This window comes from Variovorax sp. 160MFSha2.1 (assembly GCF_048305075.1).
GTDB lineage: Bacteria > Pseudomonadota > Gammaproteobacteria > Burkholderiales > Burkholderiaceae_C > Variovorax > Variovorax guangxiensis.
This window is the reverse complement of the sequence record NZ_CP157624.1, coordinates 5456513-5477919: the sequence shown is the minus strand read 5'-3', so window position 1 is coordinate 5477919 and position 21407 is coordinate 5456513. Positions and strand designations below refer to the sequence as shown.

Sequence of the window (21407 nt, the reverse complement as noted above, 5' to 3'; positions counted from 1 at the left end):
GAGCAGTTCCCCACTTCCGAACTCGAATCCAGCGCCACCATTCCGATGAAAGCTTCCCGTTTTTTCGTCTCCACCCTCAAGGAAGCGCCCGCTGACGCCGAAGTGGCGAGCCACCGTCTCATGATGCGGGCCGGCATGATCAAGAAGCTCGGCACGGGCATCTACACCTACATGCCCATGGGCCTGCGCGTGATCCGCAAGGTGGAAGCCATCGTCCGCGAGGAGATGAACCGCGCCGGTGCCGTCGAGATGACCATGCCCGTGGTGCAGCCCGCCGAGCTCTGGCAGGAGACCGGCCGCTTCGACAAGATGGGCCCCGAGCTGCTGCGCATCAAGGACCGCCACGACCGCGACTTCGTGATCCAGCCGACCAGCGAAGAGGTGGTGACCGACATCGCCCGCCAGGAGATCCGCAGCTACAAGCAGCTGCCGAAGAACTTCTACCAGATCCAGACCAAGTTCCGCGACGAGCGCCGTCCGCGCTTTGGTCTGATGCGCGGGCGCGAATTCATCATGAAGGACGCCTACAGCTTCGACCGCGACCTCGACGCCGCCAAGGCGAGCTACCAGGTCATGGCGCAGGCCTACCGCAACATCTTCGACCGCTTCGGCCTGCGCTATCGCGCCGTGGCGGCCGACAGCGGCGCCATCGGCGGCGACCTGAGCGAGGAGTTCCAGGTGATCGCCGCCACCGGCGAGGACGCCATCGTCTACTGCCCCGACAGCGATTACGCCGCCAACATGGAAAAGGCCGAGGCGCTGGCCCCGGCCGGCCCGCGCCCGGCGCCCGCCAAGGCGCTCGAGAAGACCCCGACCCCCGGCAAGAGCACCTGCGCCGATGTGGCCGAGTTGCTCGGCGTGCCGCTTTCCACCACCATCAAGTCGCTGGTGCTGGCCACCGACGTCCTCGACGAGGCCGGCGACATCAAGGGCTCGCAGGTCTGGCTGCTGCTGCTGCGCGGCGACCACGACATGAACGAGATCAAGGTCGGCAAGCTGCCCGGCCTGAACCAGGGCTTCCGCTTCGCGACCCTGGCCGAAATCGAGGACCACTTCGGCTGCAAGCCCGGCTACCTGGGCCCGCTGAACCTCAAGAAGCCCGTGAAGCTCGTGGCCGACCGCGAAGCCGCCGTCCTGGCCGACTGGATCACGGGTGCCAACGAAGTCGATTTCCACATGACCGGCGTCAACTGGGGCCGCGACCTGCCCGAGCCCGACCTCGTCGCCGACATCCGCAACGTGGTCGCCGGCGACGCCTCGCCCGACGGCAAGGGCGTGCTGGCCATCGAGCGCGGCATCGAAGTGGGCCATGTGTTCGTACTGGGCACCAAGTACAGCAAGGACATGAACGCCACCTACCTCGATGAAGGCGGCAAGCCGCAGTTCCTCGAGATGGGCTGCTACGGCATCGGCATCACCCGCCTGCCGGCCGCCGCCATCGAGCAGAACCACGATGAGCGCGGCATCATCTGGCCCGACGCCATCGCCCCCTTCACCGTGGTGGTCTGCCCGATCGGCATGGACCGCAGCCCCGAGGTCAAGGCGGCGGCCGAGGCGCTCTACGAGGAACTGCTCGCCAAGGGCGTCGACGTGCTGCTCGACGACCGTGGCGAACGCCCCGGCGCGATGTTCGCCGACTGGGAGCTGATCGGCGTGCCGCACCGCGTGGTCATCTCGGACCGCGGTCTCAAGGAAGGCCAGCTCGAATACCAGAACCGCCGCGACACGGCGGCTACCAAGGTGCCCGCGGCCGGCATCGCCGACTTCATCGCCGGCAAGCTCGCCCAATGAGCCTGGAGGGCGGCCTCTCGCGACGCCAGTGCCTGGGCGGCGCCGTGACCGCAGGCGCCCTCACCGTGCTGTCGCTGCCTCGGGCTGCCATGGCCGGCGCGCAGATCGAGGAGCCGCTGATCGACTCGGTGCGCACCGCGCTGAGTTCGGCCATCCACAACAAGGCGCCGCCGGTGCCGCAGTTCGCGAGCACCGAGGCCCGGCTGGCCTACCTGCGCTGGCTCGGAGAGATGAGCGAGCGGCTCAAGAAGAAGATCGCCGATGCGCCCTCGCGCATCGAGTTCCTGCAGACCGTCTGGTACGAAGCCAAGCGCTCGGGGCTGGAGGTGAGCCTGGTGCTGGGGCTGGTCCAGGTCGAGAGCAATTTCCGCAAGTTCGCGGTGTCGAGCGCGGGGGCGCGCGGCTACATGCAGGTCATGCCGTTCTGGACGCGCGTGATCGGCGACAGCGACCCGGCCAAGCTCTTCCACATGCAGACCAACCTGCGCTTCGGCTGCGTCATTCTTCGCCACTACCTCGACCGGGAGAACGGCGACCTGTTCATGACGCTGGGCCGCTACAACGGCAGCCGCGGCAAGTCGCCGTATCCGAACGCCGTGTTCGCCAACCAGCGGTTCTGGGTGTTCAACGACAGGGAACGCGAGAGGGAAAAGGACAAGGACCGCTCGGCGGCCTGACGCCTTCCGACTGGCGCCTTCCTCTTCCGTCTGCTCAGTTCGCAGGTGCCTTCGCGGTGCCCGAGCCCTTGGTGACCATCACCTGGTCGATGCGGTAGCTGTCGACGTCCATCACCTCGAAGGTGTAGCCGCCCCAGCTCACGTTGTCCGTGCGCTTCGGAACGCGGCGCAGCATCACCATCAGGAAGCCGGCCAGCGTCTCGTACTCCTCGGCGTGCGGCATCTCGTCGATCTGCAGCGCGCGCTGCACGTCCTGGATGGGCGTCACGCCATCGATCAGCCACGAGTTCTCGTCGCGCTGCACGATCTGCTCCTCGTCGGGCGTGGACACCAGGTCGCCCATCACCGTGCTCATCACGTCGTTGAGCGTGATCACGCCCACCACCAGGCTGTACTCGTTGACGATGATCGCGAAGTCCTCGTGCGCCTGCTGGAACTGCTCCAGCACCTCGGTAAGCGAGAGCCGGTCGGGAATGACGAGCGCCTTGTGCAGCGGCAGCCCCTGGTCGAAAGCCAGCGGCTGGCCGCTGAGCACGCGCTGGAACATGTCCTTGGCATCGACGTAGCCCAGCACGTGGTCGATGTCGCCGTCGCACACCGGATACGCCGAGAAGGGCTCGGCGATGATGCGCGCGCGCAGCACTGTCTCGGGGTCGTCGTGCAGGAACCAGGTGATGTTGTCCCGCACGGTCATCACGCTGCTGACCAGGCGCGTGTCGAGCTCGAACACGTTGGCGATCACCTGCTGCTCGCGCGCCGCGAGCACGCCCGCCTGCGCGCCGGCCTCGGTCATCGCGAGGATGTCGGCCGAGGTGATCTTGTCGTCGCGTGCCATCGGCATGCCCAGCAGCTTGAACAGCAGGTCGGTGCAGCGCGTGAAGAACCACACCAGCGGCTTGAAGGTGGTGATCAGCAGCAGCATCGGCCCGACCATGCGCACCGCCAGCCGCTCGGGGTTGCTCATGCCCAGCCGCTTGGGGAACAGGTCGGCGAACACCAGGAACACCGCGATGATGATCACGAAGGAGCACAGGAACGCCGCGCTGGCCGAAGCCTCGGGGCTGAGCCACTTCTCGAAGAGGACCGCGAAGTACGGGCTCAGCGAGCCTTCGCCCACCACGCCGCCGAGGATGGCCACCGCGTTGAGCCCGATCTGCACCACCGTGAAGTAGTGGCCCGGCTGCTCCTGTACCCGCAATACCTTCTCGGCCCGGGGGTCGCCCTCGTCGGCCATCTGGCGCAGACGCAGCCGGCGCGATGCGGCCAGGGTGATTTCGGCGAGGGAGAAGAAGGCGCTCAGCGCAATCAGCAGCGCGATGATGAGCAGGCTTTGGGTGAGGGTCATGGTGGCACGTCGAAGACGGCCAACATGGTGCCATGACTCGGCACCGGAAATCGCTCAGACGCCGCCGTGAGGGTGGGTCGGGTCGACCCACAGCACCGATTCGGGCTTCTCCACGGGCTCGATGTCGAGGTTCACCGCCACCGCTTCGCCGTCGCTGCGGCACAGCACGCATTCGAGCGTCTCGGTCGCGCTGGCGTTGATTTCCTGGTGCGGCACGTACGGCGGCACGTAGATGAAGTCGCCCGGCCCGGCCTCGGCCGTGAATTCCAGCTTCTCGCCCCAGCGCATGCGGGCCCGGCCGCGCACCACGTAGATCACCGATTCGAGATGCCCGTGGTGATGGGCGCCGGTCCTGGCGTCGGCGTGGATGGTCACCGTGCCGGCCCAGAGCTTCTGCGCGCCCACGCGGGCGAAGTTGATGGCCGCTGCCCGGTTCATGCCGGGCGTCTGGGCGGTGTTGGCGTCGAGCCGGTTGGCCGGGATCACGCGCACGCCGTCGTGCTTCCAGGCCGGCGCGGCATCGTTGCCGCCGTCATCGTGGGAATGGCCGTGGTCCGCGTGATCGTGGCTCATGACCGTTCCCGTAGGCTCAGGAGGCTGCGGCCCCGTTCACCACCTGCTGCAGCTCGCCCGACTCGTACATCTCCATCATGATGTCCGAGCCGCCGATGAACTCGCCCTTCACGTACAGCTGCGGGATCGTGGGCCAGTTGCTGTACTCCTTGATGCCCTGGCGGATGCTGTCGTCGTCGAGGACGTTGACGGTCTTGAGCGTCCTGGTGTCGACGCCGACCGCCTTCAGGATCTGGATCGCGCGGCCCGAGAAGCCGCACATCGGAAAGCTGGCGTTGCCCTTCATGAAGAGCACGAGGTCGTTGGTCTTGACGAGATCGTCGATGCGTTGCTGGGCGTCGGACATGGGGACTCCTGAAAAATAGGCTGGGGGGATTATTTCACCGTGCGCCAGATTCCGCCGGAGCAGCGCTGGATGCCGGCGAGGTCGTCGCGGCTTTGCACTTCGGCGAAACCGCGCGCCGCAATCAGTTCGCGCACGGCCGGGGCCTGGTCGTGGCCGTGTTCGAGCAGCAGCCAGCCGCCCTCGGCGAGGTGGGCGGGGGCGTCCTGCACGATGCGGCGGATGTCGTCGAGGCCGTCCGTGCCCGAAACCAGCGCCGAAGAGGGCTCGTGGCGCAGGGCGGGCAGGTGCGGGTCGCCGGCGGCGATGTACGGCGGATTGCTGGCGATGACCGTGTAGCCGGCGCCAGCGCCGTCCAGCCAGTCGGCCTGGGCGAAGCGCACGGGCAGGCCCAGCCGCGAGGCGTTGGCCTGGGCGACGGCCAGCGCATCGGCGCTGGCATCGACCGCATCGACCTGCGCGTCGGGCCGGGCATGCTGCAGCGCCAGCGCGATCGCTCCACTGCCGGTGCCGAGATCGAGCACACGAGGCGCGGCCTGGCCTTCGAGGCACTCCAGCGCCCATTCGACCAGCGTTTCCGTGTCGGGGCGGGGCACCAGCACGCGGGCATCGACCTGCAGGGCGAGGCCATGAAATTCTTTTTCGCCCAGCAGGTAGGCGACCGGCTCCCCGGCCCGGCGGCGCGAGAGCTGCGCGGCCAGCGCGGACCACGCCGCATCGGGCATGGCGTCGGTGTCGTGCGCCAGCAGCCAGGCACGGTCGTGCGGCGCACGGCCCAGCGCATGCAGCAGCAGCAGCTGGGCGTCGAGCCGGTCGACGCCCAGCGCGATGGACGCGGCCAGCGCCTGCGCCACGGTGGCCGGCTTCGGGTTCTCGACGGCGCTCATGCCGGCAGGCTCGATTCCAGCTCGGCCAGCTGCTCGGCCTCGCGCGCGGCGCGCAGCGCGCCCAGCACGTCGCCCAGGTCGCCTTCCATGATGGCGAGCAGCTTGTAGAGCGTGAGGTTGATGCGGTGGTCGGTGAGCCGGCCCTGCGGGAAGTTGTAGGTGCGGATGCGGTCCGAGCGGTCGCCGCTGCCGATCAGGCCCTTGCGCATGGCGGCGTCCTTGGCGGCACGTTCGCTGCGCTCCTTCTCCTGGATGCGCGCCGACAGCACCTGCAGCGCCTTCGCCTTGTTGCGGTGCTGGCTGCGGTCGTCCTGGCACTCCGCCACGATGCCGGTCGGGATGTGCGTGATGCGCACGGCCGAGTCGGTCTTGTTGATGTGCTGCCCGCCAGCGCCGCTCGCGCGGTAGGTGTCGATGCGCAGGTCGGCCGGGTTGATCTGCACCGCGACCGTCTCGTCGGGCTCGGCCAGCACGGCGACCGTGCAGGCGCTGGTGTGGATGCGGCCCTGCGTCTCGGTGGCCGGCACGCGCTGAACGCGGTGGCCGCCCGATTCGAAGCGCAGGTGGCCGAACACGTCGTCGCCCACGATGCGCACCACCACTTCCTTGTAGCCGCCGAGCTCGCTCTCGCTCTCGCTGACGATCTCGCAGCGCCAGCCGGCGCGATCGCAGTAGCGCGTGTACATGCGCAGCAGGTCGCCCGCGAAGAGGGCCGATTCGTCGCCGCCCGTGCCCGCACGGATTTCGAGGAAGGCATTGCGCGCGTCGTCGGGGTCCTTGGGCAGCAGCAGGCGCTGCAGCTCGTCCTCCAGTTGCACCAGCTCGGCCTCGCCGCTGGCGATTTCTTCCTTGGCCATCTCGGCCATGTCGGGGTCGTCCAGCATCTCCTTCGCGCCGGCGATGTCGGCCTCGCGTTGCCTGTAGCGCTCGTAGCGGCCCGCGACCTGCGTCACCTCGGCGTGCTCGCGCGAGATGGTGCGGTACTGGGCCATGTCGCTCATGATGTCTTCGCGCGAGAGCAGGAAGTCGAGCTCGCCCAGGCGCTGGGCGTAGCGTTCGAGTTGGTGGCGGAGAAAGGATTTCACGGAGGAAGGAGGCTCGAAAAAATGGGGATGTGCTGCCGTGCGAAGGCAGGGCGCATGAAAGCCGCAGCCATGCAGGCCGGGCCACCGATGAGCGTCGCTAACGCTCTTTGCGCAGGAACAGGCGCGAGATCGTCTGCGCCGTCTGCTCGCGCGAGGCGGCATCGCCCGCGTGCAGCTCGGCCATCGCGCCGTGCATCATCTTCTGCGTGAGGCCGCGAGACATGGCCTCGAGCACGGCCTCCACCGATTCGCCCTTGGCCAGCAGCTTGCGCGCACGCGCCATCTCGGCGGCGCGCCACTCGTCGGCCTGCGCATTGAGCTGCTGGATCAGCGGCACCGTGCCGCGCTGGCCCAGCCAGTGCATGAAGCTCTGCACGCCGGCGTCGATGATCACCTCGGCCTGCGCCACGGCGGCCTGGCGGTTGGCCTGGCCCTGCTGCACGACCTGTGCGAGGTCGTCGACGGTGTAGAGATAGATGTCTTCCAGCGCCTTCACCTCGGGCTCGATGTCGCGCGGCACGGCCAGGTCGACCATGAACATCGGGCGGTGCTTGCGCGCCTTGAGCGCGCGTTCGACGGCGCCCAGGCCGATGATCGGCAGCGTGCTGGCGGTGCAGCTCACGATGATGTCGAACTCGGCCAGCCGCGAGGGCAGGTCGGCCAGGCGCATCGCCTCGCCGCCGAAGCGCGAGGCCAGCTTCTCGCCGCGCTCCAGCGTGCGGTTGGCGATGGCGATGGCCTTCGGCTCCTTGGCCGCGAAGTGCGTGGCCGCGAGGTCGATCATCTCGCCCGCGCCGACGAAGAGCACGCGCGTCTTGCGCAGGTCCTCGAAGAGCTGGCCGGCCAGTCGCACCGCGGCGGCGGCCATGCTGATGGAGTGGGCGCCGATCTCGGTGGCGGTGCGCACTTCCTTGGCCACCGCGAAGGAGCGCTGGAACAGCTGGTTGAGCGTGCTGCCGAGGGCGCCGGCCGTCTCGGCGGCGCGCACGGCGTCCTTCATCTGGCCGAGGATCTGGGCCTCGCCCAGCACCATCGAGTCGAGCCCGCTGGCCACGCGGAAGGCGTGGCGGGCGGCTTCGCCGTCGTGCAGGGTGTAGGCGTGCGAGCGCAGCAGGGCGGGGGCCACGCCGCCGCTCTGGGCGAGCCAGCCGAAGGTGTGGTCGAGCGCGGCGTGCTCCGAGGCGCAGTAGATCTCGGTGCGGTTGCAGGTGGAGATGATCGCGGCCTCGACCTGGGGATGGCGGCCGGAGGCGAAGGAACTGCGCAGGCTCTGCAGCGTGGGGGCGATCTGGTCGAGCGCGAACGCGAAACGACCGCGCAGATCGAGCGGCGCGGTCGTGTGGTTCAAGCCGAGGGCCCAGACTGACATGCCCGTGATTATAAAATCAGCAGCCCCACGGGGCTTGACGAGGGACAAATGGCTTTCCCTATGACAGCCATAACCCTGGACACATGTTCCAGCCCGTGCGCAACCTTCTCCGATGGACCTGCCGGCCCTCCTGAACCACCTGCTTAATTTCGTAGCACCCGCGGCTTTCCTGGCGCTGGTGCTGGCCTTTGCCGGGCGCTTCCTGGGCGGCGGGCGCGCCGGCGTCCCGCGCTGGTGGCTGCAGTTCGCGCTGACCTTCGCGGCCGGCGTCGGGGTGCTGGTTGCCGGGCTGGTGGTGTTCGGGCGCGATGGGGCGATGGCGACATACGCCGCGCTGGTCGTGGTCTGCGGCACGGTCCAGTGGCTGGCGATGCGCGGCTGGCGCCGCTGAAATTTCCCCCCGCTCAGCCAGGCAGCCGCCGGATCATGTAGACCGACTCGCCCGGGTAGGTGGCAAGCCGGGCCTGCTGCTGCGGGCCATGAGGCAGCGTGGCCGCATAACCTTGGCGCTCCCAGAACCCCACCGACGATTGCACCGACACCAGCGTCGACTGCCGCCAGCCGGCATGCAGCGCATGGGCCCAGGCATGGCGCACCAACCGGGGCCCCAGCCCCAGGCCCGACGCGTCCGGATGCACCGCCAGGTCGTGCAGGTAGAGCGAATCGGCCTGCGCCGCCACCTCGAACTCGCCGTGCAGCGGCGTCAGCTTGCCGGCCACCGACGGATAGCCCGCCAGATAGGCCCGCACGCCGCCTTCATGTTCCACCACCCAGCCCGTGTGCGGCGCGGCGGCGAGCCGCCTGGCGATGAGCGCGCCGTCTTCCACGAAGCCAGCGCCGTAGCAGGCAAGCTGGATCGCCAGCACCGCGTCGAGGTCGTCGGCGCGCATGCCGCGCACGATGACGGTGTCGGGCGCCATCAGGCCAGCAGCAGCTTGTCGTCGTCCAGCTTCTCGCCGCGGGTCTGCTCGAACATGCGCAGCAGGTCGGGCACGTCGAGGCCCGAGCGCTGCGGTCCGGCGACGTCGAGGATCACCTGGCCCTCGTGCAGCATCACCGTGCGCGAACCGTAGTCCAGCGCCTGGCGCATGCTGTGCGTCACCATCATCGCGGTGAGCTGGCCGGCCTCGACGATCTTGGCGGTCAGCTCCAGCACGAAGGCGGCGGTCTTGGGGTCGAGCGCGGCCGTGTGTTCGTCGAGCAGCAGGATGCGCGAGGGCCTGAGCGATGCCATCAGCAGGCTCACCGCCTGCCGCTGCCCGCCCGAGAGCAGGCCGATGCGGTCGGCCAGGCGGTTCTCCAGCCCGAGCTTCAGGATCGACAGCTTCTCGCGGAACATCTCGCGCAGGTTGCGATTGAGCGCGAAGCCGAAGGCCCGGCGCTCGCCACGCTTCCAGGCCAGCGCCATGTTCTCCTCGATGGTCAGCGCCTCGCAGGTGCCGGCCATCGGGTCCTGGAACACGCGCGCCACCATGCCCGAGCGCTGCCAGGCGTTCATGCGCGTCACGTCCTTGCCGTCGATCTCGATGCGGCCCTTGTCGACGATCAGGTCGCCGCTCACCGCGTTCAAAAAGGTCGACTTGCCCGCGCCGTTCGAGCCGATCACGGTGACGAACTGGCCGGTGGGAATCTCCAGGCTCAGGCCGCGCAGCACGCGGTTCTCGATCGGCGTGCCCGGGTTGAAGGTCATTTCGAGTTGTTGGGCGCGCAGCATCAGTTCTTCCCCTTGAACAGGCCACCCAGCCTGCGCTTGTAGGCTGGCACCAGCAGCGCGAAGGCCACCAGCACGGCGGTCACCAGGTTCAGGTCCTGCGCCTGCAGGCCCATGAAGTCGGTGTTCAGCGCCATCGCGATGAAGAAACGGTAGAGCAGCGCGCCGATGATGCAGGCCAGCGTCGTGATGACCATGCTGCGCGCCGGGATCAGCGTCTCGCCGATGATCACCGCCGCCAGCCCGATCACGATCGTGCCCACGCCCATCGAGATGTCGGCCGTGCCCTGGCTCTGCGCGAACAGCGCGCCGGCCAGCGCCACCAGCGCGTTCGACAGCGCCAGGCCCGCCATGGTGTGGAAGTCGGTCGAGATGCCCTGGGCTCGCGCCATGCGCGCGTTGCCGCCGGTGGCGCGCATCGCCAGGCCGGCCTCGGAAGCGAAGAACATGTCGACCACGATCTTCGCGACGATCACGATCAAGAGCAGCAGCAGCGGCTTGGCCCACTGCTCGGGCATGCCGCCGAAGCTGGCCATGCTGAACACCGTGGGTTCCGTGATGAGCGCCACGTTGGGCTTGCCCATCACGCGCAGGTTGATGGAGTACAGCGCGATCATCACCAGGATGCTCGCGAGCAGCTGCATGATCTTCAGCTTCACGTTGAGCCAGGCCGTGACCCAGCCCGAGGCGGCACCGGCCACGCAGGCCACCGCTGTGGCGGCGACCGGGTTCCAGCCCGCCACGATCAGCGTCGCGGCCACGGCGGCGCCCAGCGGGAAGCTGCCGTCCACCGTGAGGTCGGGGAAGTTGATGATGCGAAACGACAGGAAGACGCCCAGCGCGACCAGCCCGAATATCAGGCCGATCTCGATGGCGCCCAGCGAAGCGATGAGCGACATGGGGAAAAGCGGAAAGCCGGCAGCTTCTTCTTACTTCGTGCTCACGACCTTGGCGGTCTTCAGCAGCTCGTCGGACAGCGTCACGCCCTGCAGCTTGGCCGCGCCGGGGTTCACCACCAGCTCGAAGTTGGCGCTGGTCTGCGAGGCGATGGCGCCGGGCTTCTCGCCCTTGAGGATGCGCACCACGACCTTGCCGGTCTGGCGGCCGATGTCGGTGTAGTTCAGGCCCAGGGCGGCCACGGCGCCGCGCTCGACGGTGGCGGTGTCGGCCGCCACCACCGGCAGCTTGCCCTGCTGCGCCACCTTCACGATGCCCTCGAAGGCCGAGACCACGTTGTTGTCGGTGGGCGTGTAGATCACGTCGGCCTTGCCGACCAGGCTCTGCGCGGCGGTCGGCACGTCCACCGTGCGGGCGGCGGCGGCTTCGACCACGGTCATGCCGGCGGCCGAGGCGGCCTTCTTGAGCGAGTCGACGATGGCCACCGAGTTGGCTTCGCCGGGGCTGTAGATCACGCCGATGCGCTTGGCGGCGGGCACCACCTGCTTGATGAGGGCGATGTGCTTTTCCAGCGGCGACAGGTCGGACACGCCCGTCACGTTGGTGCCCGTGGGCTCCCAGCTCTTCACCAGCTTGGCCGCCACCGGGTCGGTGACCGCCGAGTACACCACCGGAATGCTCTTGGTGGCCGCCACCATGGCCTGCGCCGACGGCGTGGCGATGGCGACGATCGCGTCGGGCTGGTCGCCCACGTACTTGCGGGCGATCTGGGCGGCGGTGCCCACGTTGCCCTGCGCGCTCTGGTAGGTGAACTTGAGGTTCTTGCCTTCCTCGTAGCCCGAAGCCTTCAGCTCGGCCTTCACGCCGTCGCGCACCGCGTCCAGCGCCGGGTGCTCGACGATGGCGGTCACGGCCACCGACTTGGTGTCGGCCGCGAACGAAGGCGCGGCGGCCAGCATGCCGAGGGCCAGGGCCATTGCGCTGAAGGGGGTGCGAAGCAAAGCGTTTTTCACGGGAAAGGGTCTCCGGGTGGGGATTGGGATGCGTCTGAAGCCGCCGGCGGGTGCCGGCGGCGAGGGATTCAACGGCTGGACATCGCGTCGTGCGGTCCGGGCGCCAGGGAGTCTAGATCGTACTTTGCACAATTAAGGTGCATGAAAGCCTCGGGCTTACCCCGCTTTGCGCCATAAAATTGCATCGATCTGGTGCATTGGGAGAAGAAATTGCATGACATCGCACTCGACCGGATCGACCGGAAGATTCTCGAGCACCTGCAGGCCCATGGCAGGGCCACCAACCTGGAACTGGCGGAGGCAGTCAATCTCTCGCCCGCCCAGTGCCTGCGGCGCCACCGGCGGCTGGAGGAGCTGGGGCTGATCCACGGCTACGCGGCGCGGCTGAACGCGCGCCACATCGGGCTGGGCGTGATCGCCTTCATCCACGTGACCATGGCGCGCGGCCATGTCGACGAACTGCCCAAGTTCCAGGACCTGATCGCGGACATGAAGCAGATCCTGGAGTGCTACTCGGTGACGGGCGACTTCGACTACGTGCTCAAGGTCGTCGCGCACGACCTCGAGTCGCTCTCTCAGTTCCTGATGCACACGCTGATGCACATGCCCGGCGTGTCGGCGGTGCGCTCCAGCGTTTGCCTCAACGAGATCAAGTTCACCACGGCGCTGCCGCTGGAGTGAAGGAGGCGGGAGCGGACAGCCGAACGCAGAAGGAATACAAAAACTACGCAGAGGTCGCAGAAGGAGAACCAAAAAAGTTTTCTTCTGCGACCTCTGCGAAACCTTCGCGACTTCTGCGTTCGGCTGTCCGCTCCCGATCCCGCTTTCAACCCGCCCCGCCAGGCGCCGGCGGCGGCGCCGTCATCACCATCGTCGGCACCGCCAGCGGCAGCGAGGCCTTCTTCAGTTCGTCGAGGATGGTGAACAGCAGGTCGCTGCGCACGCCGCCCGCCAGCCGCGGGCTCGCCACGTAGGCAATGGCCTGGAAGATCAGGAGCCCGTTCTCGATGCCCTCCAGCGTGAGCGAAGGCGCGGGCGTCTCCAGCACGCCCTCGTGCGCCTTGCAGGCCGCGAGGATCAGCTCGCGCACGCGCTGCGCGTCGGTGGTCAGCGGCATCGGCAGGCGGATCAGCACCCGGCCCTCGGCGTTGGCCAGCGTCATGTTGCGCACGGTCTTCGTGATGAACTCCGAGTTCGGCACGATCAGCGTCGAGCGGTCGCCCAGCTGGATCTCGGTGGCGCGCACGTTGATGCGCCGCACGTCGCCCTCGGCCGTGCCCAGCACCACCCAGTCGCCCACCTTCACCGGCTGCTCGGCCAGCAGGATCAGCCCCGAGATGAAGTTCTGCACGATGGCCTGCAGGCCGAAGCCGATGCCCACCGACAGCGCGCTGGCCACCCACGCGATGCGCTCGATGCCGATGCCCAGCGCCGACAGCGAGAAGGCGATCACCAGGATGCCGCCCACGTAGCCCAGCAGCGTGGTGATCGAGCTCTGCATGCCCGGCTCGAACTTGGTGTTGGGCAGGTAGCTGCGCGCGAGCCAGCGCTTGAAGATGCGCAGCACCACGAAGCCCACCACGGCCACCGCGACCGCGCTGAGGATCGCGCCCGGCACCAGCTGGAACTCGCCCACCTTCACGCCGGTGCCGAACTTGCCGCTGCGCTGGAACACCTCGCCCGGCCCCGTGCCCAGCGGCGCGGCCAGCGCCACCAGCATGTAGAAGAAGAGCGCCACCCGGCTGAGCGCCGAGAGCACCGTGGCGGCCTGGTCCAGCGTCTGCGGCGCGAGGTTGAAGCTCTTCTGCAGCCGCTGGCCGAAGCCGGCGCGAGACGACACCGTGGCCATGAACACGTCGTCCGCGAACTTGAAGAGCACGTAGAAGGCGGCCGCGACGATGCCGCTCCAGGCCAGCTGCGAGGCCAGGAAGCTCGCGAGCGCCACGTAGCCCAGCGCCACCAGCACCCAGATCGCGATCATCAGCATGCCGATCAGCGCCACCAGCAGGCCGACCCACATCGGCCGCTCGGGCAGGCCGGCTTCGGCCGCGTCGGCGCGCAGCGGCTTCACGAGGTAGAGCACCGAGGCGACCAGCGCCGTCAGCACCAGCGCCGTGAGCACGTGCGTGGCCACCACGGCGGCGAAGCTGGCGTCGATGAGCGCGTTGACCTCGGCCGGCGTCCAGGCCAGCACCGCCACCAGCGCCACCATCCAGGGCAGGGGCGCGAGCCGGCTGGCCATCTCGTCGGGAATGGGCGGCAGCCGCCACGAGGGCCGGCGCGTGGCCAGCAGCCCACGGCCCAGCCCGATCACGAAGGCCATGAACACCAGCAGCTGCGCGGCCGACTGCAGCACCTTGCGCGCCTGCGGTTCCCAGCTGGCGAACTCCTTCAGCACCTCGACGAAGCCGTGCGCCGCCACCGCCACCAGCAGCACGTGGCTGGCGACGATGCCGATCACCAGCACCGAGCGCCGCAGCCGCCCCGCCGGCAGGTAGCGCGCCGCCAGCCAGGCGAGCAGCACCTCGGCGCCCCAGATGCCGAACAGCGTGAGCAGCAGCGCGCCCACCAGCGCGGCGATCACCGGAAGGCGGGTCTCCGGCTGCGTGGCAGCCAGCAGGCCATCGTTCACCGAGGAGGCCATCGCCTTCAGGCGCACCAGGTCGTCGGGCCAGGCTTCGCGCAGGTCGCTCCAAAACTCGGTGGTCAGCGGCGACGCCGCGCGCTCGGTGAGCTGCGCCTCGAACAGCGCCCGCCGCTGCGTGACCAGCTCGGTGCCGCGCTGCCGCACGTCGACCGACAGCAGGCGCGCGAGGCGGATGTCGGCATCCAGTGCGTTGCGCTCCTTCGTCAGGCTCGCACGCTGGCGGGTGATGTCGGGGTCTTCGGTGGTGCCGGCGGCGGGCGGATTGCCGAGCTCGCCGAGCTTGGCGTTCAGATCGGCCAGATCGCCGGTGCGCGCGGCGACGAACTTGTCGGCCTGCACGCCGATGTCGTTGATCTGGGCGAGCAGCTTGCGCGCGTCGTCGTCCGTCTCGGCGGCGTTGCTGAGCTTGGTGAACTGCGCGCGCAGCTCGGCGATCGTGGGGGCAGGGGCTGCGGCGGCCGCGGCGGCGCTGTTGGCGTTGTTTCCGTTGCCGGCGTCCGGTTGCGCCTGCGCACCGCCGCAGATGAACAGGGCCGCGAGGCAGAAGCTCGCGAAGCGTTGGGTCCAACTCATGGCCGCATCATAGAAGCCGCCATTTCGTAAGGACTGGTAAGAATCTCCGCGTCAGGCGGCTGGAGGAAAGAGATCGACCCTGTCGGTGATGATGCCGTCGGTGCCGAGCTCGATCAGCCGCTGCGCGGCCCAGTCGTCGTTCACCGTGTAGCTCAGTGCGCGCATGCCCGCCTCGTGCACCAGCGCCACCACGGTGGCGTCCCACAGCGCGTGGTTGCAGACGATGGCGACACAGCCGAGCTGCCTGGCTGCCTCGAGCCAGCCATCCCAGAGCTTGTCGAGCAGCAGGCCGCGCGGCAGCCCGGGCTGCACCGCCTGGGCGCCCTTGAGCGATTCGACCTGGAAGGAGGTGAGCAGCGGCGGCACGGCGGCTCCCTTCCAGAGGCGGGCGGCCTCGCGGGCGACCACTTCGCCTGTCTCGCGCTCGGTGCCGGGCGTGGGCTTGATCTCGATGTTGAGCAGATGGCCGTTGGCCAGGCAGAAGCGCGCCAGGTTCTCCAGCGTGGGCAGCGGCTCGCCCGCGTAGGCGCGCGAATGCCAGCCGCCCGCGTCGAGCTGCGCCAGCGCGCTCCAGGGCTGCGCGCCGCCGGTGCCGTGGCCGCTGGTGGTGCGGTCGAGCGTGGCGTCGTGCATCAGGAACACCACGCCATCGGCGCTGAGTTTGGCGTCGCACTCGAACATGCGATAGCCGTGCGAGGCGCCGAGGCGGAACGCGGCCAGCGTGTTCTCGGGAGCGAGCTTGCCGGCGCCGCGGTGGGCGACCCAGCGGGGGTAGGGCCAGGGATTCAGCTCGGCCATCGATCAGTCCGCGCGTTTGCCGGAGCCGGCGTCGAACCAGTGCAGCTTTTCTTCGCGCGCCGCGATCTTCACCGTGTCGCCCGCGACCGGCGGATGGTCGGCCTCGTCGGTGCGCATGATGATCTGCTCGTCGCCGATGCGGCCGTACACCAGCCGCTCGGCGCCCAGCAGTTCGACCTGCTCGACCTGCACCGACCAGCCGCTCTCGTCGAGCTTCAGGTGCTCGGGGCGGATGCCCAGGATCTGGCCCGGGCGCACGCCGGGCGCGTGCTTCAGCAGGTTCATCGGCGGCGAGCCGATGAAACTCGCGACGAAGGTGGTGGCGGGGCGCGAGTACACCTCCTCGGGGGTGGCGAACTGGTCCATCACGCCGCCGTTCATCACGATGATGCGTTGGGCCAGCGTCATGGCCTCGACCTGGTCGTGCGTGACGAACAGCGAGGTGATGCCGAGCTCGCGGTGCAGCTTCTGGATCTCGAGGCGGGTCTGCGCCCGCAGCTTGGCGTCGAGGTTCGACAGCGGCTCGTCGAACAGGAACACCTGCGGCTGGCGCACGATGGCGCGGCCCATGGCCACGCGCTGGCGCTGGCCGCCGGACAGCTCGCGCGGCTTGCGCTCCAGCAGGTGGCCCAGCTCGAGGATCTTCGCGGCCTTGTCGACGCGCGTCTTGATCTCGGCCGGCGGGACCTTCGCGATCTTCAGGCCGTAGGCCATGTTCGCGAACACGCTCATGTGCGGATACAGCGCGTAGTTCTGGAACACCATGGCGATGTCGCGCTCGGCGGGCTCCAGGTTGTTCACCACCTTGTTGCCGATGGCGATCTCGCCGGCGGAGATTTCCTCCAGGCCGGCCACCATGCGCAGCAGCGTGGACTTGCCGCAGCCCGAGGGCCCGACGATGACGATGAACTCGTGGTCGGCGATCTCGGCGCTCACGCCGTGGATGACCTGGTTCGCCTTGGGCCCGTGGCCGTAGCGCTTGATGACGTTGCGTAGGGAGAGGGAAGCCATAACTTATTTTTCAGTGTCCACGAGGCCTTTGACGAACCACTTCTGCATGAGGACCACCACCAGCGCCGGCGGCAGCATCGCGAGGATGGCGGTCGCCATCACCACGTTCCATTCGTTCTGGCCGTCGCCGCCGGCGATCAGCCGCTTGATGCCGACCACGATCGGGTACATGTCCTCGTTGGTGACCGCCAGCAGCGGCCAGAGGTACTGGTTCCAGCCGTAGATGAACTGGATCACGAAGAGCGCCGCGATGCTGGTCTTCGACAGCGGCAGCAGCACGTCGAAGAAGAAGCGCATCGGGCTCGCGCCGTCCATGCGGGAGGCCTCGGTGAGTTCCTCGGGCACCGTCAGGAAGAACTGCCGGAACAGGAAGGTGGCAGTGGCCGATGCGATCAGCGGCACCGTCAGGCCCGCGTAGCTGTTGAGCATGCTCAGGTCCGACAGCACCTTGTAGGTGGGCAGGATGCGCACTTCCACCGGCAGCATCAGCGTGACGAAGATCGCCCAGAAGCAGATCTTCTTGAACGGGAAGCGGAAGTAGACGATGGCGAAGGCCGACAGCAGCGAAATGGCGATCTTGCCGACGGCGATGACCAGCGCCGTCACCAGGCTCACCCACATCATGTGGGCCACCGGCGCGTTGGAGCCGGCGCTGCTCGCGCGGCCGAAGAGCGCGCCCTTGTAGCTCTCCAGCATGTGCGAGCCCGGCAGCAGCGGCATCGGCCGCTGCACGATTTCCTGCGCGGTATGCGTGGACGCCACGAAGGCGAGGTAGATGGGGAAGGCGACGATCAGGACGCCGAGGATCATCACCACGTGGGCCAGGATGCCCTGGGTGCTTCTTCTTTCAACCATGTCAGTACTGCACCTTCTTTTCGACGTAGCGGAATTGCACGATGGTCAGCGCGATCACGATCACCATGAGCACCACCGACTGCGCGGCCGAGCCGCCGAGGTCCAGGGCCTTGAAGCCGTCGTGATAGACCTTGTAGACGAGGATTTCCGTGTCCTTGCCCGGGCCGCCCTCGGTGGCGGCGTGCACGATGGCGAAGGTGTCGAAGAACGCGTAGACCACGTTCATCACCAGCAGGAAGAAGGTGGTGGGCGACAGCAGCGGGAACTGCACCGTCCAGAAGCGGCGCCACGGGCGCGCGCCGTCGATGGCGGCCGCCTCGATCAGCGACTTCGGGATGGACTGCAGCCCCGCCAGGAAGAACAGGAAGTTGTAGGAAATCTGCTTCCACACGGCGGCCATCACGATCAGCGTCATCGCGTGCTTCGAGTTGAGCAGGTGGTTCCAGTCGATGCCGATCTTGCCCAGCGCATAGGCCACCACGCCCAGCGAGGGGGAGAACATGAAGACCCACAGCACGGCGGCCACGGCGGGCGCCACGGCATACGGCAGGATCAGCATGGTCTTGTAGAACATGCCGCCGCGCACGATGCGGTCGGCGAACACGGCCAGCGTCAGCGACAGCGTCAAGCCGATGCTGGCCACCAGCACCGAGAAGATGGCGGTGGTCTTGAACGACTCGGCGTAGGCCGGGTCCTCGAAGAGTTCCCTGAAGTTCTGCAGCCCGACGAAATCGACCGAGGTGCCGAAGGCGTCCTGCTGCTGCAGCGACTGCAGCAGGGCCTGTGCGGCCGGCCAGAAGAAAAACACGAATATCACCGCCATCTGCGGTGCCAGCAGCAGCCAGGGCAGCCAGCCCGAGCGAAAGAAGACGCGTTTTTCCATGAACCCTCTACATATAAAAATCCCGCCCGGCCCGCTCTTGCGCAAGAGCGGACGGGGGCGGGCGATATTAGCCGGACACGCGCGGGGTCCGGTTGTCGATCGTCAGCTCTTGTTGGCCTTCTGGAAGCGTTCCAGCTGCTCGTTGCCGCGGGTCACGATGGCGTCGAGGGCTTCCTTGGCGGTCTTCTTGCCGTTCCAGACCTGTTCGAGCTCTTCGTCCTCGATGGCGCGGATCTGCACGTAGTTGCCCAGGCGGATGCCGCGGCTCTTGTCGGTGACCTTGCGGATCATCTGCGTCACGGCCACGTCGGTGCCGGGGTTCTGCTTGTAGAAGCCCGAGTCCTCGGTGAGCTTGTACGAGGCCATGGTCACGGGCAGGTAGCCGGTGCGCTTGTGGCTGGCGGACTGCACTTCAGGCGTCGAGATGAAGCTGAAGAACTTGGCCACGCCCTTGTACTCGGCCGGTTTCTTGCCCGACATGACCCACAGGCTGGCGCCGCCGATCACGGTGTTCTGGGGCGCGCCGGGCACGTCCGGGTAGTAGGGCAGGGGAGCCAGGCCGTAGGCGAACTTGGCGTTCTTCGCCACGTTGCCGTAGAAGCCCGAGGACGTGTTGATCATGGCGCACTCGCCCGACACGAACGAGGCCTCGGGCACGTTGCCGCGCCCCTTGTAGATGAACAGGCCCTGCTTGGCCATGCTGGCCAGGTTCTCGATGTGGCGCTGGTGCAGCGGCGAATTGACCTTCAGGCGCGCGTCCAGGCCCTGCAGGCCGTTGGCCTTGCTCGCGAACTCGACGTTGTGCCAGGCCGAGAAGCTCTCGACCTGCGTCCAGTTCTGCCAGGCCGTGGTGAACGGGCACTTGTGGCCGCTGGCCTTGAGCTTGGCGGCGGCGGCGACCACCTCGGGCCAGGTGGCGGGAGCCTTGTCGGTGGGCAGGCCGGCGGCCTTGAAGGCGTCCTTGTTGAAATAGAAGATGGTGGTCGAGCTGTTGAACGGGAAGCTCAGCATCTGGCCGTTGGGAGCGGTGTAGTAGCCGGCCACGGCGGGGATGTAGGCGGCCGGGTCGAACTTCTCGCCCGCGTCCTTCATGACCTGGCCGACCGGCACGATGGCGCCCTTGCTGGCCATCATGGTGGCGGTGCCCACTTCGAACACCTGCAGGATGTGCGGTGCGTTGCCGGCGCGGAAGGCCGCGATGGAGGCCGTCATCGATTCGTCGTAGGTGCCCTTGAAGGTCGGGACCACCTTGTATTCCTTCTGGCTCTCGTTGAACTGCCTGGCCAAGTCGTTGACCCACTCGTTGTTGACGGCGGTCATGGAATGCCACCACTGGATCTCGGTCTGGGCCTGCGCCACGTTGAACAGCGTGGTGGCGGCCAACGCCGATGCCAGCGCGAGCGTCTTGAATCGCATGAAGACTCCTGAAGGGAAAAATGGAAAGCGCGGATGCTAGGGCATGTGGATGACACAGCCGCGTCACATTGGCGCACGGAGCACGGGTTTCCTCCAATCGGGGAAACCCCTTTGGACCCTTCGGCCTTCCCTTGCCTTTTCGGCCGGATTTGGCCCTGTTCGCAGCAGGCCCGGCAGGGGGCGAGGCCCCTCTTGCTGCGCCGCACCATGCTAGCATCGCCCTCCCTTTTTTCGGCCTAGCCTGTCGCCGTGGCCGGGGCTTCCAAGAGACCTCCATGAGCAGCAAAACCTCCCTCGACAAAAGCAGGATCAAGTTCCTCTTGCTCGAAGGCATCCACCCCTCGGCCGTGGAGGTGCTGCGCGCCGCCGGCTACACCAACGTCGAGTCGCTGCCGGGCGCGCTGCCCGATGCCGAGCTGAAAGAGAAGATCGCCGACGTGCACTTCCTGGGCATCCGCTCGCGCACCCAGCTCACGGCCGAGGTGTTCGCTGCGGCGCACAAGCTGGTGGCGGCAGGCTGCTTCTGCATCGGCACCAACCAGGTCGACCTGGAAGCTGCCCGCGAGCATGGCGTGGCGGTGTTCAACGCTCCTTATTCCAACACCCGCTCGGTGGCCGAGCTGGTGCTCGCCGAAGCCATCCTGCTGCTGCGCGGCGTGCCCGAGAAGAGCGCGGTGGCGCACCGCGGCGGCTGGCTCAAGTCGGCCGAGAACGCCTACGAGATCCGCGGCAAGACGCTGGGCATCGTGGGCTACGGCTCGATCGGCGCGCAGCTGTCGGTGCTGGCCGAGGCGCTGGGCATGCACGTGGCCTTCTACGACGTGGTCACCAAGCTGCCGCTGGGCAATGCGCGCCAGGTGCGCGACCTGCACCAGCTGCTGGCCCAGAGCGACATCGTCACGCTGCACGTGCCCGAGACCCAGGCCACCCAGTGGATGATCGGCGCGGCCGAGATCGCCGCGATGAAGCCCGGCGCGATCCTCATCAACGCCTCGCGCGGCACGGTGGTCGAGATCGATCCGCTGGCCGAGGCCCTGAAGGCGCGCAAGCTGCTGGGCGCCGCCATCGACGTGTTCCCGGTGGAGCCGCGCAGCAACAAGGACGAGTTCCAGTCGCCCCTGCGCGGCCTGGACAATGTGATCCTCACGCCCCACATCGGCGGCTCGACCATGGAGGCGCAGGCCAACATCGGCCTGGAAGTGGCGGAAAAGCTGGTCAAGTACAGCGACAACGGCACCTCGACCTCGTCGGTCAACTTCCCCGAGGTGGCGCTGCCGGCGCACCCGGGCAAGCACCGGCTGCTGCACGTGCACCGCAACGTGCCGGGCGTGCTGTCGGAGATCAACAAGATCTTCTCGGACAACCACATCAACATCTCCTCGCAGTTCCTGCAGACCAACGAGAAGATCGGCTACGTGGTGATGGACATCGACGCGGCCTCTTCCGACCTGGCGCTGGAGAAGCTGGCGAAGGTGGGCGGGACGATCCGCAGCCGCGTGCTGTTCTGACCCGGCCTCCCTGGGGGAGGAGATT

Annotated in this window: 21 protein-coding genes; 5 read left to right on the top strand and 16 right to left on the bottom strand. The window is 67.8% G+C overall.

Annotated elements, in window-relative coordinates; genetic code table 11:
• Nucleotides 1-45: 45 nt before the first annotated feature.
• Both ABL838_RS25055 and ABL838_RS25050 read left to right on the top strand, forming a co-directional pair.
• Complete coding sequence (locus ABL838_RS25055) at nt 46-1791, top strand: proline--tRNA ligase (protein ID WP_418117673.1); 1746 nt, start codon at nt 46-48, stop codon at nt 1789-1791.
• Nucleotides 1788-2468: a lytic transglycosylase domain-containing protein gene (locus tag ABL838_RS25050; protein WP_418122405.1), complete on the top strand. Its 681-nt coding sequence runs from the start codon at nt 1788-1790 to the stop codon at nt 2466-2468. Before ABL838_RS25055 ends, ABL838_RS25050 begins: the two co-directional genes overlap by 4 nt.
• A 34-nt stretch (nt 2469-2502) precedes the next feature.
• On the opposite strand, the gene ABL838_RS25045 is transcribed toward ABL838_RS25050, so the two are convergent.
• From ABL838_RS25045 to hemA, 6 genes are all read right to left on the bottom strand, one after another.
• Nucleotides 2503-3813, bottom strand: coding sequence for a hemolysin family protein (locus ABL838_RS25045; RefSeq protein WP_126024685.1), 1311 nt, complete (start codon nt 3811-3813; stop codon nt 2503-2505).
• A gap of 54 nt (nt 3814-3867) precedes the next feature.
• Nucleotides 3868-4386 (bottom strand): cupin domain-containing protein, encoded by a 519-nt coding sequence (locus ABL838_RS25040; protein ID WP_418122404.1) that lies wholly within the window; start codon nt 4384-4386, stop codon nt 3868-3870.
• A 16-nt stretch (nt 4387-4402) separates the two neighbouring features.
• Entirely contained in the window at nt 4403-4732 is a 330-nt protein-coding gene (gene grxD / locus ABL838_RS25035) for a Grx4 family monothiol glutaredoxin (RefSeq protein WP_126024687.1), read from the bottom strand.
• Between the two features lie 29 nt (nt 4733-4761).
• Complete coding sequence (gene prmC, locus ABL838_RS25030) at nt 4762-5616, bottom strand: peptide chain release factor N(5)-glutamine methyltransferase (protein ID WP_418122402.1); 855 nt, start codon at nt 5614-5616, stop codon at nt 4762-4764.
• Nucleotides 5613-6701, bottom strand: a complete 1089-nt coding sequence (prfA, locus tag ABL838_RS25025) for a peptide chain release factor 1 (RefSeq protein WP_126024689.1) — start codon at nt 6699-6701, stop codon at nt 5613-5615. Before prfA ends, prmC begins: the two co-directional genes overlap by 4 nt.
• A gap of 97 nt (nt 6702-6798) precedes the next feature.
• Nucleotides 6799-8070 (bottom strand): glutamyl-tRNA reductase, encoded by a 1272-nt coding sequence (gene hemA / locus ABL838_RS25020; RefSeq protein WP_093302366.1) that lies wholly within the window; start codon nt 8068-8070, stop codon nt 6799-6801.
• 112 nt (nt 8071-8182) lie between these two features.
• On the opposite strand from hemA, the gene ABL838_RS25015 reads away from it, so the two are divergent.
• Nucleotides 8183-8461 (top strand): hypothetical protein, encoded by a 279-nt coding sequence (locus tag ABL838_RS25015; protein ID WP_126024690.1) that lies wholly within the window; start codon nt 8183-8185, stop codon nt 8459-8461.
• Between the two features lie 13 nt (nt 8462-8474).
• Here ABL838_RS25015 and ABL838_RS25010 read toward each other — a convergent pair whose 3' ends face one another.
• The 4 genes from ABL838_RS25010 to ABL838_RS24995 are packed head-to-tail and all read right to left on the bottom strand — an operon-like array spanning nt 8475 to nt 11655.
• Entirely contained in the window at nt 8475-8990 is a 516-nt protein-coding gene (locus tag ABL838_RS25010; RefSeq protein ID WP_418117670.1) for a GNAT family N-acetyltransferase, read from the bottom strand.
• Nucleotides 8990-9784, bottom strand: coding sequence for an ABC transporter ATP-binding protein (locus ABL838_RS25005; protein ID WP_126024692.1), 795 nt, complete (start codon nt 9782-9784; stop codon nt 8990-8992). Before ABL838_RS25005 ends, ABL838_RS25010 begins: the two co-directional genes overlap by 1 nt.
• Nucleotides 9784-10680 (bottom strand): ABC transporter permease, encoded by an 897-nt coding sequence (locus ABL838_RS25000; protein ID WP_184642558.1) that lies wholly within the window; start codon nt 10678-10680, stop codon nt 9784-9786. Before ABL838_RS25000 ends, ABL838_RS25005 begins: the two co-directional genes overlap by 1 nt.
• Nucleotides 10681-10710: 30 nt before the next feature.
• Nucleotides 10711-11655: an ABC transporter substrate-binding protein gene (locus ABL838_RS24995; RefSeq protein WP_418122400.1), complete on the bottom strand. Its 945-nt coding sequence runs from the start codon at nt 11653-11655 to the stop codon at nt 10711-10713.
• 246 nt (nt 11656-11901) lie between these two features.
• Between ABL838_RS24995 and ABL838_RS24990 the strand changes: the two genes are divergently transcribed.
• The gene (locus ABL838_RS24990; RefSeq protein WP_418122399.1) at nt 11902-12372 is read left to right on the top strand and encodes an Lrp/AsnC family transcriptional regulator; all 471 of its coding nucleotides are present in this window, start codon (nt 11902-11904) and stop codon (nt 12370-12372) included.
• Between the two features lie 145 nt (nt 12373-12517).
• On the opposite strand, the gene ABL838_RS24985 is transcribed toward ABL838_RS24990, so the two are convergent.
• The 6 genes from ABL838_RS24985 to ugpB form a co-directional block, all read right to left on the bottom strand.
• Nucleotides 12518-14911 carry a DUF3772 domain-containing protein gene (locus tag ABL838_RS24985; protein WP_418122398.1) on the bottom strand — a complete coding sequence of 798 codons (2394 nt, stop codon included), beginning with the start codon at nt 14909-14911 and terminating at the stop codon, nt 12518-12520.
• 51 nt (nt 14912-14962) lie between these two features.
• The gene (gene ugpQ, locus ABL838_RS24980) at nt 14963-15709 is read right to left on the bottom strand and encodes a glycerophosphodiester phosphodiesterase (protein ID WP_126024695.1); all 747 of its coding nucleotides are present in this window, start codon (nt 15707-15709) and stop codon (nt 14963-14965) included.
• Nucleotides 15710-15712: 3 nt separating this feature from the next.
• Nucleotides 15713-16720 (bottom strand): sn-glycerol-3-phosphate import ATP-binding protein UgpC, encoded by a 1008-nt coding sequence (locus tag ABL838_RS24975; RefSeq protein WP_418117665.1) that lies wholly within the window; start codon nt 16718-16720, stop codon nt 15713-15715.
• Nucleotides 16721-16723: 3 nt separating this feature from the next.
• Nucleotides 16724-17575: a sn-glycerol-3-phosphate ABC transporter permease UgpE gene (gene ugpE, locus ABL838_RS24970; RefSeq protein WP_019656566.1), complete on the bottom strand. Its 852-nt coding sequence runs from the start codon at nt 17573-17575 to the stop codon at nt 16724-16726.
• A 1-nt stretch (nt 17576) separates the two neighbouring features.
• Nucleotides 17577-18458 carry a sn-glycerol-3-phosphate ABC transporter permease UgpA gene (ugpA, locus tag ABL838_RS24965; RefSeq protein WP_126024697.1) on the bottom strand — a complete coding sequence of 294 codons (882 nt, stop codon included), beginning with the start codon at nt 18456-18458 and terminating at the stop codon, nt 17577-17579.
• Between the two features lie 102 nt (nt 18459-18560).
• Entirely contained in the window at nt 18561-19874 is a 1314-nt protein-coding gene (gene ugpB / locus ABL838_RS24960) for a sn-glycerol-3-phosphate ABC transporter substrate-binding protein UgpB (RefSeq protein WP_126024698.1), read from the bottom strand.
• Nucleotides 19875-20149: 275 nt separating this feature from the next.
• On the opposite strand from ugpB, the gene serA reads away from it, so the two are divergent.
• Nucleotides 20150-21382 carry a phosphoglycerate dehydrogenase gene (serA, locus tag ABL838_RS24955; RefSeq protein ID WP_126024699.1) on the top strand — a complete coding sequence of 411 codons (1233 nt, stop codon included), beginning with the start codon at nt 20150-20152 and terminating at the stop codon, nt 21380-21382.
• Nucleotides 21383-21407: the final 25 nt, after the last annotated feature.